Source organism: Halanaerocella petrolearia (genome assembly GCF_054657875.1).
This window is the reverse complement of the sequence record NZ_BAAHXW010000001.1, coordinates 1-14,929: the sequence shown is the minus strand read 5'-3', so window position 1 is coordinate 14,929 and position 14,929 is coordinate 1. Positions and strand designations below refer to the sequence as shown.

14 protein-coding genes are annotated in these 14,929 nt (G+C 31.2%); 1 reads left to right on the top strand and 13 read right to left on the bottom strand.

All coding sequences use genetic code 11. The features are described from left to right. Nucleotides 1-899: 899 nt before the first annotated feature. The 4 genes from ACYQ39_RS00070 to gyrB form a co-directional block, all read right to left on the bottom strand. The gene (locus ACYQ39_RS00070; protein WP_459839834.1) at nt 900-1,478 is read right to left on the bottom strand and encodes a hypothetical protein; all 579 of its coding nucleotides are present in this window, start codon (nt 1,476-1,478) and stop codon (nt 900-902) included. After that, entirely contained in the window at nt 1,459-2,010 is a 552-nt protein-coding gene (locus tag ACYQ39_RS00065) for a hypothetical protein (RefSeq protein WP_459839833.1), read from the bottom strand. Before ACYQ39_RS00065 ends, ACYQ39_RS00070 begins: the two co-directional genes overlap by 20 nt. Nucleotides 2,011-3,073: 1,063 nt before the next feature. Next, entirely contained in the window at nt 3,074-3,268 is a 195-nt protein-coding gene (locus ACYQ39_RS00060; protein ID WP_459839832.1) for a YwbE family protein, read from the bottom strand. A gap of 96 nt (nt 3,269-3,364) precedes the next feature. Then, nucleotides 3,365-5,275: a DNA topoisomerase (ATP-hydrolyzing) subunit B gene (gene gyrB, locus ACYQ39_RS00055; RefSeq protein WP_459839831.1), complete on the bottom strand. Its 1,911-nt coding sequence runs from the start codon at nt 5,273-5,275 to the stop codon at nt 3,365-3,367. Nucleotides 5,276-5,532: 257 nt separating this feature from the next. On the opposite strand from gyrB, the gene gyrA reads away from it, so the two are divergent. After that, nucleotides 5,533-7,911, top strand: coding sequence for a DNA gyrase subunit A (gyrA, locus tag ACYQ39_RS00050; RefSeq protein WP_459839830.1), 2,379 nt, complete (start codon nt 5,533-5,535; stop codon nt 7,909-7,911). 41 nt (nt 7,912-7,952) lie between these two features. Here the strand turns inward: gyrA and ACYQ39_RS00045 are convergent, their stop codons facing one another. The 9 genes from ACYQ39_RS00045 to ACYQ39_RS00005 all read right to left on the bottom strand — a co-directional run. Continuing rightward, on the bottom strand, nt 7,953-9,032 hold the full coding sequence (locus ACYQ39_RS00045) for a protein-glutamate methylesterase/protein-glutamine glutaminase (protein ID WP_459839829.1): 1,080 nt from the start codon (nt 9,030-9,032) through the stop codon (nt 7,953-7,955). 53 nt (nt 9,033-9,085) lie between these two features. Then, the gene (locus tag ACYQ39_RS00040; RefSeq protein ID WP_459839828.1) at nt 9,086-9,445 is read right to left on the bottom strand and encodes a response regulator; all 360 of its coding nucleotides are present in this window, start codon (nt 9,443-9,445) and stop codon (nt 9,086-9,088) included. Nucleotides 9,446-9,461: 16 nt separating this feature from the next. Beyond that, nucleotides 9,462-11,480 (bottom strand): chemotaxis protein CheW, encoded by a 2,019-nt coding sequence (locus tag ACYQ39_RS00035; RefSeq protein WP_459839827.1) that lies wholly within the window; start codon nt 11,478-11,480, stop codon nt 9,462-9,464. Between the two features lie 27 nt (nt 11,481-11,507). Continuing rightward, nucleotides 11,508-11,969 (bottom strand): chemotaxis protein CheW, encoded by a 462-nt coding sequence (locus ACYQ39_RS00030; protein ID WP_459839826.1) that lies wholly within the window; start codon nt 11,967-11,969, stop codon nt 11,508-11,510. Between the two features lie 113 nt (nt 11,970-12,082). Continuing rightward, entirely contained in the window at nt 12,083-12,217 is a 135-nt protein-coding gene (locus ACYQ39_RS00025) for a Spo0E family sporulation regulatory protein-aspartic acid phosphatase (protein WP_459841587.1), read from the bottom strand. Between the two features lie 293 nt (nt 12,218-12,510). Beyond that, nucleotides 12,511-13,095 (bottom strand): tyrosine-type recombinase/integrase, encoded by a 585-nt coding sequence (locus tag ACYQ39_RS00020; protein ID WP_459839825.1) that lies wholly within the window; start codon nt 13,093-13,095, stop codon nt 12,511-12,513. A gap of 154 nt (nt 13,096-13,249) precedes the next feature. Beyond that, nucleotides 13,250-13,903: a bifunctional phosphoribosyl-AMP cyclohydrolase/phosphoribosyl-ATP diphosphatase HisIE gene (gene hisIE / locus ACYQ39_RS00015; RefSeq protein WP_459839824.1), complete on the bottom strand. Its 654-nt coding sequence runs from the start codon at nt 13,901-13,903 to the stop codon at nt 13,250-13,252. Next, on the bottom strand, nt 13,894-14,652 hold the full coding sequence (gene hisF / locus ACYQ39_RS00010) for an imidazole glycerol phosphate synthase subunit HisF (protein WP_459839823.1): 759 nt from the start codon (nt 14,650-14,652) through the stop codon (nt 13,894-13,896). The genes hisIE and hisF overlap by 10 nt, the downstream gene beginning before the upstream one ends. A gap of 119 nt (nt 14,653-14,771) precedes the next feature. After that, nucleotides 14,772-14,929, bottom strand: a 158-nt coding sequence (locus tag ACYQ39_RS00005) for a HisA/HisF-related TIM barrel protein (RefSeq protein WP_459841585.1), incomplete at its 5' end; no start/stop codon positions are given.

The following is a 14,929-nucleotide window of genomic DNA, read 5'->3' as shown; positions in this document are numbered from 1 at the left end:
AAATACTCCCCTTATCAAATAAATAATAGAATATATTTTTCCTTTTAGTTATTATAACCACATAGTATTTTTCAATTAGTAATCTATTATAACACTATGTCGCCTAACGTCCCTAGGCTTCAAGACGTCCATTAATGTACCCGCAATTATTTTTCTATACTCTGAATTTCATAAATCAACACTTCTTTCTGCTCCGCAATTCCATTGATGTCTATAAGCCTATGTTATGTGACCGTAGCTAACATCATTTTGCTCTATACTATTTTAAAATCCACTCTATTTTTTCTACCTCTGTAACCTTTCAGTTTTTAAAAGCACACAAATTACTCTTTTCTCTCAAATTTCATATAAACTCTCTACTACTTAATAAAAGTTGCTCTTATTATCCTAGCTATAAAAATTAAAAAAAGAGGATTGATTAATTTTCTAATCCCCCTGCAACTTCCCCTTATTAGACTTCTATCTATCTCCGCAACCATTCTAAAAGTAGCTAATTTTAAACTTAGCTAAATTCATTTCTGCTCCCAAATACTTAAACAGCAACTATTATCTAAACAAATCTATACTCTAATATTATAGTTAACTGCTTATATCAGTAATCCTTTGCTAACTTCCTAATTTTAATCTTTCTTCAATACTCGTCAATCTTACTTAATCTATTCCTTATATGATTAATACTTCCAACTGATTGTAAAAAAATAAAATAATATTGGGCTTTTAAAACCACCGCAGTTAGTTAGCTATGTCAGATAACGTCCCTGGGGTTCGCGACGTCTAGCTCAACCCTCTTATAACTTGTCCATAATCTAAAACTTTCATATGTAATCCCGAGCCTCACCTATCCTCTTAGCCTAGATGTCGCTAACCCCATGTTATACGATGTGGGACATTAAAAAAAATTATTTCATTCTCCAATAATCTAACTCTCGCATCTCTTCTATAAATTTTTCACTTGCCTCTTCCGCTTTTCCTCTTTTCAATCCTCGCTTTTTAAAATCTTGTTTTAATATTTCAACCCAAATTTTCTCCCACTCTTCTCTAAAGTTTCGAGAAGGAATCTCAGCTAATATTTTGGGATTATCATTCGTATTACTTATACTGTCCCCTTCTTTTCCTGGCTGAATATATAATGCTTGGGATTGAACTATTTTATCAACAAGCATACCTTGTTCAGGCATTTCGAATTCCAATATTATTACAACCTCGCTGGGTTTTTTAAAAAATAATATTAGCATTATGTTTCTGTCTGTTTTAGATTCTTTTGCCCAAAATGATTTTACATCTCCTAAATTCATCTGTTTATGAGCTTTAACTAACTGTTCAAAATCTTCTCGCAATGAAGAATCAACAATAACAATAGGTATCCCTCTTCCATTCCCAACTCCTTTTGTCATTATCATCCCATCTGATATAATTTCTAGTGGTTCTTTTTCATGCTCATTTAATTCAATTTTCTGTTTATTCCAATTTTGTTTCATCGACTCCCTCCTTAAAAATAATTGGTTCTATTTTGTTTTCTAATCCATGTACATCAGTGATTAAAATATTATAAAAATCAATTATATAATCCTCTAATAATTCTTTATTAACTTTAAAAAAGACCCAACCTGATATATTATTATGTGCAGGTATCTCATCAGAAGATTTTAACACATTAATATCATTGTTTTCTAAAAAGTTTTTTAGCTCAATTTTATGGTCAAGTTTTAAAACAGAATCAACTCCTTGACGTTTCTTACAAGAAATCAATAAATGAATATCTTGTATTGAATTGTCTATATCTTTAGGATTACTTATAGCTAAACGAACTGCATAAATTTTAAAATCATCCATATTTTTGGCAAATAAATTCTCTATATTCAAATCTAAATCAGGTTTTTGTTTTTCTTTTACTTTTTTATTTGAAATATATTCTTTAATTTTAATAATTAGTGTTATAATTCCTATAATCATTCCAACAAACCCAAAAATTATTCCAGCTATTATGCTAATTGTTTTTAATGAAATCAAATTATCACCACAATTCTTTTTAATAATAAAACATACTTCCAAAGTCCCATGTCGTATAACGTCTCGCAGCTTTGCGATGTCCTGCCTATCCTCTGCAACCTAATCCTAAAACTCCTAAATTTCATAAGTCATTCCCAACTCTCAACTATGCACTTTAACTGGATGTCGCCAAGGTGCTGTTATACGCTGGAAATAGTGGAGCATATATTTCCTTTCTCTTGCAAACCCCTCTATTGGTTGGCTACTTTGACTAATCTATCAAACTAACATTATTTGTAATTAACTCTTGCTAAATAATAAATTTTGCCCCTTTTTGAAATGCTGAGTAAACTGCTCTAACATTTTAGCAAAGAGCTAGATTTTACTTCAGAGAATCTAGCGGAACATTCCTTCTTAAACTAATTGAGAATTATAAAAACTACTACTTGCTAATCTAACTTCTGTGCTTTGCAACTTCAATACCTCTCATTTCCTAATCTCTACTAGTCAAAATTTATTATTTCTTCTTAACTACTTTAAAACCTAGCCAACCAATCACCTTGTCTCATCCTCTTAATTAGTGTAAAACCCAATTAAATATTCCTCAGCAATAAAGTCTAATCAAGTAAGCTAAGTTTAAATCACACTAAACCTAATTACTAAACTACTATTTTATAGCTTAGAAATACTTCTCTAATTTATAACATTTGCATATATTTACGAAACTCTAGCCTAAACTATTAACCTAAAAACCTATTTTCTATATCTTACAAACCTAATCAACTATTTCTGGCGTATAACTCTTTTATTAACGACATATGTCGTTAATACTCACCTATATAAAATCTTTACGACGTATGTCGTTAATATTCTATATATATTAACTTTATTCTAGTATCTTATCTAATCAATCCTGAATCCTCTTTATATTTTTAATGATGAATATTACTCTTTGTTTTAATATTCTGTCTTAATAAACATATTCCTCCAATATTATACAATAAAAAATGACATATCCAATTTGCTAAACAAAAAAGAGACCCGCTGGATAAATTCCAGAGGGTCTAAATACAAAACTTGATTTTTAAGAATTAATCTCTTTTACTCTACCAACTATTCCACTCTCAAGACGTACCTTAATTCCATGGGGATGAGTAGCAGAATTAGTCAAAATATCCTTCACCACACCATCAGTTAATTTTCCTGAACGTTGATCTTTCTTTTGAACAACTGAAACATCCAATCCAGGCTTTATATTTTTTCGTTTCTTGCCATCCATTAATATTACCTCCATTTATTAAATATTATATTGAATAATTATACTTCTCATTGTATATTCATCTCAGTCGCAACTTCTGTGAAAACCGACACAATTTTAAATATCAATATTACTAGCTAAATTAGCATTCTGCATAATAAATTCTCTTCTGGGACTAACTTTAGAACCCATTAAACGATTAAAGATATCATCAGCAAAAATTTCATCTTCAATTTCTACTTTCTGTAATTTGCGATTTTCAGGATCCATAGTCGTTGACCATAACTGTCCAGGATTCATCTCCCCTAGACCCTTATAACGCTGAATACTAACTCTACTTCTGTTCTTACCTTCTAAATATTCTTTTAAGTCTTGTTCAGTATATAGATATTTCTTCTGTCCACCATAAGTTACTCGATATAATGGTGGTTGAGCAATATAAATATGGTCATTTTCAATCAGTTGTGGCATATAACGATAAAATAAAGTTAATAGTAAAGTACAAATATGAGCTCCATCCACATCAGCATCAGTCATAATTATTATTTTGTGATATCTTAATTTATCTAGATGAAACTCTTCTCCAACTCCTGCTCCTAAAGCAGTTATAATAGAAGCTATCTCATTATTCTTTAAAATCTTATTTAATCTAGCTCGTTCTACATTCATAATCTTACCCTTAAGTGGTAAAACAGCCTGAAACTCTCGATTACGACCTTGTTTAGCTGATCCCCCTGCTGAATCACCCTCAACTAAATATAATTCACTTTTTTCTGGACTACGACTACTGCAATCAGCTAATTTCCCTGGTAATGAATTATTACTTAAAGGCCCTTTTCTCTTTCTAGCTAATTCTCTAGCTTGCTTAGAAGCCTTTCTAGCTCTGACTGCTTCTAGAGCTTTTTCAATTACAGATTTGGCTAATTCAGGGGTCCGTTCTAGATAGGAAGGTAAATAATCAGATACAGCTTTTTGAACAATACTTCTAACTTCACTATTCCCTAGCTTAGTCTTAGTCTGTCCTTCAAATTGAGGCTCTGTCAATTTAACACTAACTACTGCTGTTAAACCTTCTCTTAAATCTCGACCAGTCAATTTAGGGTCAGTCTTATTTAAAAGGTTATTTTCGTCAGCATATCTATTAAAAGATTTAGTAATTGCTGCTTTAAAACCTGTTAAATGATATCCACCATCATGAGTATTAATATTATTAGCAAAACTATAAATCCGTTCATTATAACCTTTATTATATTGAAAGGCAACTTCTACATAAGTATCATCTATTTCTCTTTCAAGATAGACAATATCATCAGTCAATGGTGTTTTGTTTTGGTTAAGGTGTTTAACAAAAGCCTCTAAACCTCCATCATAACAATAATTAACTTCTTTTTCTTCATCCTTTCTCTCATCTTTAAGAACTAAATTTAAATTTTTATTTAAAAAAGCCGACTCCTGTAAACGATTTTTTAACACTTCGAATTTAAATTTTAAAGTATCAAAAATCTCTGGATCAGGTCTAAATGTAATCTCTGTTCCAGTCTGATTAGTACTTCCTTCTTTTTCAAATTCAGTTACTGGATAACCTTGTTCATACTTTTGCTGGTAAACAGATCCTTCCCGATAAATCCTTAACTCTAACCATTCAGATAAAGCATTAACTACTGATACACCAACTCCGTGTAGTCCGCCTGATACTTTATACCCACTTCCATCGAATTTTCCACCTGCATGAAGTGTAGTCAATACTAATTGAGCAGCTGGCAAACCTTTCTGTGGGTGAATATCTACAGGAATCCCTCTTCCGTAATCACGAATTTTTACTATTTGGTTAGATTGTAAAGCAATTTCGATTTTATCTCCGTGACCAGCCAAAAATTCATCTATACTATTATCAACTACCTCCCAAATAAGATGATGCAGTCCTTTTGAGCCTGTTGATCCAATATACATTCCAGGTCTTTTACGAACTGCTTCTAGTCCTTCTAAAACTTGAATCTGTTCTGCATTATATTTTTTATCTGCTACCATATTAATTTCACTCCTTTATTACCATCATTTGTAAGACTGATATTACATCTATTATAATAGCATATAAAATTTAAGATGACAAATCTTTCTGAAATTATGAAATAATCTATAAATAATCTCTACAAAAGCGATAAAAGCTATACAAGAAATAGGATATAAAAATTTTACAACTAAATTTTTAATGATATAATAGATATTGCTAACTTATATAATTTAAATTAAAAACTTTAAGCATAAATAAGAAAGGAGCAAATGTAATGAAACAAGAAGAACAAATCAACCCTGTATCTATCGAAGATAAAATGCAAGATTCATATTTAAATTACTCTTTAAGTGTTATTATTGGTCGCGCATTACCTGATGTTAGAGATGGTCTTAAACCAGTACACCGAAGAATATTATACGCTACAAAAAAATTAGGGTTAACTCCTGATAAAGCTCATAAAAAATCAGCTAGAATTGTAGGTGAAGTATTAGGTAAATACCATCCTCATGGTGATAGAGCAGTCTATGATGCTATGGTCAGAATGGCACAAGAATTCAGCCAACGATATAAGTTAATTGATGGTCATGGTAACTTTGGCTCTATAGATGGTGATAGCGCAGCAGCTATGCGATATACGGAAGCTAAATTGGCTCCTATTTCCTTAGAGCTATTAAAAGATATTGAAGAAGATACTATTGATTTTATAGATAATTTTGATGGTAGTTTAGAAGAACCAACTGTTCTACCTTCTCGTGTACCTAATCTATTAGTTAATGGCTCTAGTGGTATTGCTGTCGGGATGAGTACTAATATCCCTCCACATAATTTAAGTGAGTTAACTGATGGGTTAATTAAATTATTAGATAATCCTGATCTAGAAGTGGAAGATTTAATAAAGACTATTTCTGGACCAGACTTTCCAACTGGAGGAGAGATTGTAGGTAATAAAGGAATTAAACAAGCCTATGAAACTGGAAAAGGAAAAATTGCTTTGCGAGGAAAAACTACAGTTGAAGATCGTGGCCGAGGTAGAGAACGAATTGTAATTACAGAAATTCCTTATCAGTTAAATAAGACTAAATTAATTAAAGAAATCGCTAATACTGTTAAAAAAGATAAAGTCAATAATGTTAGTAATGTTCGAGATGAATCTGATAGAGAAGGTTTAAGAATTGTTATTGACTTAAAGAAAAAAGCAGATCCAGAAATTATTTTAAATCGTCTTTATAAATATACTTCATTACAGTCCAACTTTAGAATTAATATGTTGGCTCTAATCGATCAACAACCTAAAGTGATGAATCTTAAAACTATTCTAAAACATTTTATTGATTTCAGAAAAGAGGTTGTAACTCGACGTACAGAATATGAATTAAGAAAAGCTAAAGATAGAGAACATATCTTACTTGGTCTTAAAAAAGCTATTGATAACCTTGACCAAGTAATTAAAATTATTCGACAATCAGATTCTAGTAAAAAGGCTAAAAAGAATCTACAGCGCCAGTTAGAAGTAACTAAAAAACAAGCTGAAGCAATTTTAAATATGAAATTACAACGCTTAGTCAGTTTAGAGATAGAGAAACTAGAAGATGAATTAGCCCAACTAAAAGAGGAAATTGAATCATTAAACATAATTTTAAATGAAGAAGAAAAATTAAAAGAACTTATTAAAAAAGAATTAATTGAAGTTAAAGAAGAATATGGAGATCAACGTAAAACTAAAATTATTGAAGATGATTCAAAAGCTAAGTTAGATAAAAAGGATTTAATCAAAGATAAAAAGGCTGTTATATCTTTATCACATAATCATAAAATAAAAAGAACTGATAGTAAAGAAAATATTCGATCTGGAAAGAATGACTTTATTACTCACGTATTATCAGGTCGTAGTCATAATAAGATACTATTCTTTACTCAGACTGGACAAGTACATTTACTAAAGATTCACCAGATCTCTGAACATCATGGCTTATCAACTGGTGATCCCTTATCTGACTTTATTAAATTACCACTTAATGATGAAATTGTTGATATAGTTATCTTAAATGAAGAAGTCCAAGAAGATTATATTACAATTGCTACAAAGAATGGCTTAGTTAAGAAGACTAAAGGAAAAGAATATAAGACCAGTGTCTCTTCTCTTAAAGCTATTAACTTAGCAGAAGATGATGAAGTAATTGGAATTAAAGTAACTAATGGAGAAGAAAATCTGCTCTTAGGTACTAAAGAAGGGTATACTATTCACTTTGCTGAAACTGAAGTATCTCCTACTGGCAGAAATACTAAAGGAAGAAAAGGAATTAAACTACAAGAAGATGACCAAGTAATCAGTTTCCATACTACTAATGAAGATCAAGTTGTGGTGTCATTAACTGAAAATGGTCGTGGTAAAATTAGTCCAATAACAGACTATAACTTACAACAACGAAATGGTAAAGGATTACAAACTATGAGCAGTGATAATTATAAGTTATTAAATATAATAGCCGGTAATCGAGAAGATGAATTAATGTTAATTACTGATGAAGATCAACTTATTAGAAAGAAAATTGACCAGATTACAGAAACAAAACGATTAGGCGGTATGTATTCACAACTTGATCAAGAAGATCAGAAACTAGTGAAAATAATTAAATTACCAACTTTATAATTATAAATATAATAGGGACACGATATATCGTGTCCCTAACTTTATTTATCTAAATTATTTATCATAGCTGTAATTTTAGAACTTATCTTATAAATTGATTTAACACTATCAACGGCACCTAACTGATAAGCAACTTTGGGCATTCCATAAACTACTGAAGTTGATTCATCTTGAGCAATAGTCTGTCCACCAAATTCTTTAATCAACTTTAATCCTTTAGCTCCATCTTTACCCATTCCAGTTAATAATACTCCTACTAATTGACTCTTGTATTCTTTAACAACTGAACCAATTGTCTTATCAATTGCTGGCCTTACATTATGAACTTTAGACCCCTTAGTAAGTTTTACACTATTATTTTTAATTATCATATGATAATCACCAGGAGCTACTAAAGCTACCCCTTTTTCTAATTTATCTCCTTCTTGAGCTTCTTTTACTGTTAGTGGTGATAACTTATTCAACCTCTGGGCCAACGATGACGTAAAACCAGCTGGCATATGCTGTACAATTAATACAGCTGCATTTAAATTAGCTGGTAGATTACTTACCACTTCTTTAAGAGCCCTTGGCCCACCAGTAGACGCACCAATAACAACTAAATTATCATCTTGGTTAGTTTTATCTTTCTTTTGAGAAAACTGTTGTTGCTTTACCTTTTCTACTTCTTCTTTATCTTTATCACGTTTAATCTGCTGCTTTAATTTTTTTCTTACTCTAGATTGAGCAGCTAACTTAACCTTTTTAATTAAATCTTCTTTAACTTTATCTATATCTAAAGAAATAGATCCAGATGGTTTAGGAATAAAATCAAAGGCTCCTAACTCTAAAGCCTTAATAGTTATCTCACTACCCTTAGTAGTTACACTACTTAGCATAAGTACTGGAATAGACTTCTTAGTCATTAAACGCTGCAAGAATTCTAATCCATTCATCTTAGGCATCTCAACATCAAGAGTAATTACATCAGGATTATACTTTTCAACTTTTCGTAGTGCATCTACACCATTACGTGCTTTATCTATTACTTTTATCTGTCTATCTTCTTCTAACAATTCACTGACTACTTTACGCATAAATGCAGAATCATCTACTACTAGGACTTCTATTTGGGAAGCCACACATCCACCTCCACTCATTAACTAAGAAGAATATTTTTTAATAGATACTAGCATTATAATAAATTATCTAAAGCTTCTTTTACCTTTTCTGGTTTGATTGGCTTTACTACAAAGTCCTTTGCTCCTGCCTCCAATGACTCAACTACCATTGGCTTTTGGCCCATAGCACTACACACAATAATTTTAGCATCAGAGTTCAACTTCATAATCTCTCTAATAGCTTCAATACCATCCATTTTAGGCATAGTAATATCCATAGTTACTAAATCAGGAGCTAAATCTTGATATTTCTGTACTGCTTCTTCACCATTAACAGCTTCTCCAGCTACTTCATATCCATTCTCCTCAATTAATTTAGTTAACATTGTCCGCATAAACTGTGCATCATCTACAACTAAAACACTCTTAGCCAAAACTAAGCCCTCCTTTTTAACCTGTAGTAATTTCTTCTACATTAATAATTAAAGCTATATCTCCATCACCTAAAATAGCTCCTCCAGCAATCTTTTCTATATTCTCAGATAAATCATTAATTCTCTTAATCACTACCTCTTGTTGACCAATAACAGAATCAACTATCAAACCATAATAATCATTACCTACTTCCACAATTACAGTAGATATCTCATCTCTATCTGATAAATTCTCTTCCTTATTCAATTTATCTCGTAAAGAAATCAATGGGATCACAGATCCACGACGATAAATCACTTCTTCTTGTCTAATAGTCTGGATTTCATCTGGAGTAACATCTACAATTTCTTGAATAGACTCTAATGGAATTACATATTTTTGATCAGCTACCTTAGTCAAGAAACCTTGAATAATAGATAGAGTCAATGGTAACTTAATAGTAAAGGTTGAACCTTTACCTAATTGAGAATCAATTTTTACTGAACCATTTAGAGATTCAATTTTGTTCCTAACAACATCCATACCTACTCCTCGTCCAGAAACATCACTAACCTCTTGAGCAGTAGAAAAACCTGGAGCAAAGATTAAGTTGATTATCTCTTGTTCAGACATAGTATCTAACTCAGCTTGATCAGCAACACCTTTTTCAAGTGCTAGATCTTCAATTATATCTGGATCAATTCCCTGACCATCATCTTTTATCTGAACAACTACATTATTTCCTTCATGAAAAGCAGATAGTTTTACTAACCCTTCCTCACTCTTACCAGCTGTTTCTCTTTCTTCTGGTTCTTCAATACCATGATCAATAGCATTTCTAATCATATGAACTAATGGATCACCAATCTCATCAATAATTGTCCGATCTAATTCAGTTTCTTCTCCTTCAATTACTAAATCAATTTCTTTATCTAACTCTTGGGCCAAATCCCGCACCAATCTTGGAAACCGATTAAATACTAGACTGATAGGCACCATTCGCATTTCCATTACTGCATTCTGCAACTCTGTAGTTACCTTACTTAAAGGCTTTAATTTTTTATTTAACTCATCTAAATCATAACTTTCTCCTACTGACTCTACTTGAGTTCTCTTAATTACTAATTCTGCTACTAAATTCATTAAAGAGTCTAATCTTTCTACATCAACTCGAATTGTACTACTAGACTTTAACCTTTTAGACAATGATTGTGTCTTAGATTTAGCTTTACCAGTCTCTTTCTTATCTTTAGATTTATCAGCTTTATTAGTTTTACTGGCTGATCTTGCCTTATCTTCAACTTCATTCTCTATAGCTAATTGATCAACATTATCAACTACATTAATTTTAACAGCATCAATTTCAGAAATCTGAGATAAAGACTCACTAATTACTTCTTCTGCTTCTTCAGTTAAGAATAAAATATAAAATTTATTCTCTAACTCTTCATCTCTAATCTTATCAATTGTAGGATTAGCTTTAATTAGTTCACCTTCTTCTTCTAAAGCTTCAAATACCATATCAGCTCGTAAAGACTTAAACACACAGTCATCTTCTAATTTAACCTTAATAACCATTGGTTGACCTGGCGTATCAGCTACAATCTTCATCTCATCATTATTTAAATTAAAACCAGTTTCTTTTTCTTTAGTTGATGTCTTTCTTTCATCAGAGATTTCCTTTTCATCAGTTACAGCCTTTAATTCTGCAATTAATGATTCTAAATCTTCAGTAGTCACTTCATCAGGGTCACTACTTAATAACTCTAAATTATCAACAGCTCTAAATAATAAGTTAATAGCTGCTGTAGATACAGTCAAACTACCATCTCTAAATAAATCCATTACATTCTCTAGAGCATGGGCCAATTCACTAACCTTATCAAAACCCATAGTTCCAGCCATACCCTTTAGAGTATGAGCGGCTCGAAAAGCTTCATTGATTACTTCAATATTCTCAGGATTATTCTCTAAAGTAAGTAAAGCATCATTTAATATGTCTAAATGCTCTCGTGACTCACTAGCATATAACTCTTGAAAGTCATTCATATCCATAAGCTATTCCTCCTTTCTTAATCACAACTATTTACTATCTTGTTCTAAATCAATCTTTTCTTTAGAAGCTAACAGATTATCTAAATCTAAAATATTAATCATATCTTCTTCTACTTTAGCAATTCCTGTTAAATAATCATTCTTTATACTTACCATACTCTGTGGTGGATCATCAATCTCTTCTTTATCAATATGAACTACTTCTGATACTGCATCAACAATTAAACCAACATCTTGACCTTCATAACCTACCACAATAATTCTGGTATCATCAGTTACCTCTGCTTCCTTAATACCAAAACGACGTTGTAAATCAATAACTGATATAATATCACCACGAAGATTAATAATGCCTGCAAAGTATTCAGAAGCATCAGGTAACTCAGTAATCTCTTTCATCCTAATAATCTCATGAATCCGAGTAATTTTAATACCAAATTTTTCTTTTCCTATATCAAAAACTATCATCTGTTCTGTCTGACTAGCCATGCAAGCTCCTCCTTCCTAATAACTACTTTCACTTGTTAATAATTCGTGATTTAAAATATTAACTCCTGCAAAAGTTACAAAATAGTTATATAATCGACTAACTCTACCCTTCTTTATTTATCAGAGGTTTCACTTGACATATAAGCTACTATCTTCTCATCTAATTCTCTACTTAATCTGTACACTTCCTTACTTTGCAGACTAGTTTTTTTAGACTTTAATTTTAGTTTCTTTCTAAGAGACTCAATTTCCTCTTTTAATTTCTTTCTGATATATTACGCCTCCTTATTAGTTAACATAATTAATATTATGTTAATTTATTTGATTTGAAAATAATTGTTTTGTAAAAAAATGTAGTAATATTTAATTGTTTGTTGTAATATTTCTTATTATATTACATATTATAATAAATTAAGTTCTGTTTTTACAAGCCAAAAATAGAAAAAATGAGATTTATTTCTTCTTTTAAAGGTTAAAGCCATAATTTAGTTAACATAATATTAATTATGTTAATTATTGAACTAAAAAATTACATTTGTATTTACAAGTTAACCTTATCATAGGCTTTATTTACATCTTTTTGCTCAATCCCTAAATAGTGTCTTGTTGTAGATGTACTAGCATGTTTATATTTTTCCTGAATTGTTTCTATACTTATACCTTGTCTATGGGCATGATAACCCCAAGTCTTTCTTAACGTATGAGTACCTACCCTCACATCCACTAAACCTACCTGTTGACACCACTTGCAGACTAATTTATAAGCTTGTACTCTACTGATACCTTTTGTTTTAGCTCTAGTATTATAAATAAGATAATTATTGCGATTAGTCATCATACTAGTATTCTTACTAAGAACTTGAATTGACTTTTTAGCTTCTTGATTAATCTTAATAACATTTCTTTTACCAGTTTTTTGTTCAATTATTTCGAAAGTCTCTCTTACTGCTCCATCCAAATTAGTTATATCTTTAATTTTAAGCTTTAACAAATCACTGATTCTCAAACCAAAATTAACTCCACATACAAATAATACATAATCTCTATACTTATTATTCTCTTTCAACATTCTTTTGATCTCTTTTATCTTATTTCTATCTCTAATCGGTTCTACTCTATTTCCCATTTAACCACCTCCTTGTGAATTTAAAAATTATATATTATTCTGTATTTAACTATAATAAATAGTATTATAAATTGATTGATTTAGCAACAAAGATCTTTAATGAATATTAATACTAATAGAAAAGCTTCTGCCTTTAAGACAGAAGCTACATTACCTATCTTCTACTTTCTAATTCCTCTAAAACTTCTTCAATAGAAATATCATAATAAACTAATGATACTAAAAGATGATATATTAAGTCTGCACTTTCATAAATCAACTCACCTTGGTCAGTATCTTTAGCAGCCATCACTACTTCTGTCGCCTCTTCTCCTATCTTCTTTAAAAAAGCATTTTCTCCTTTTTCATATAAAGAAGATGTATAAGAATCTGGCTGAGGATTCTCCTTTCTATCTTTAAGGACTTGGTACAATTCATCTAAAATCTCTGCATCTAGGTTATCATAGACTTCATCTGGATCAAAAACCTTCTCTTCATCATCAAGATGTTCTCTCTCTATTCCACGATAAAAACAAGATTTATGCCCTGTATGGCATGCTCCTCCTGTCTGCTCAACCTTAAGTAATAAAGTATCTCCATCACAGTCATACTTAATCTCTTCTACCTCTTGAATATTACCTGATGTCTCACCCTTCCACCATAACTCTTGGCGACTACGACTCCAGAAACAAGTTCGACCTGACTTAATTGTATTTAATAAAGATTCTCGATTCATATAAGCCATCATTAATACTTCTTTAGTCTCTACATCCTGTACAATTGCTGGAATTAAACCATCTTCATCAAACTGTAAATTGTTTATAGACATCTGACATGAACCTCCTTCTGTTGTAAATATTCCTTTACTTCTTGAATAGTATATTCTTTAAAGTGGAATATAGAAGCAGCTAAAGCAGCATCTGCCTCTCCTTTAGTAAATGCTTCTGCAATATGTTCTAAATTTCCTGCTCCTCCAGAAGCAATAACTGGAATATCTACAGCCTGAGAGATTGCTTTAGTTAAATCTAAATCATAACCATCTTTTGTTCCATCACTATCCATACTAGTAAGTAATATCTCTCCAGCTCCTAACTCTTCTGCTTTTTTAGCCCAATCAATTGCATCTAACCCTGTTGCTTTGCGACCTCCATGAATATACACCTCCCAAGAATCTCCTTTCTGCTTAGCATCTATAGCTACTACTATACATTGACTACCAAATTTCTTGGCCCCTTCTTTGATTACTTCTGGGTTCTTAACAGCTGCTGAGTTAATTGATACTTTATCAGCACCTGCTTTTAATAATTCTCGCATATCATCAGTAGTTCTAATCCCACCACCAATAGTAAAAGGAATAAATACCTCTTCTGCTGTCTGACGTACTAGGTCTAATATGATTTCTCGTTTATCACTAGAAGCTGTAATGTCTAGAAAGACTAATTCATCAGCTCCCATCTTATCATATAAAGCAGCCAATTCTACTGGATCACCGGCATCCTTAATATCAACAAAATTGACTCCCTTTACTACTCGACCTTGATCAACATCAAGGCAAGGGATAATTCGCTTAGCTAACATTTAGATCACTCCCTCGTATTCAGTTTACAGTGTACAATTCACAGTTGACAGTTAAAACCAATTTAAATCTATACTCAAACTCAATCTTAAATTCAAGCTTTATTTTTAACCGTAAACTGTTAACTGTTAACTATTTCAATCGCTTCTTCTAAATCTAAACTATCACTATATAAGGCCTTACCTGTAATTACTGCTTCTACTCCATCTTTCTCTAACTCTTTAATTTCTTTAATATCATCTATACTAGATACTCCACCTGAAGCAATTACCTTTAGAA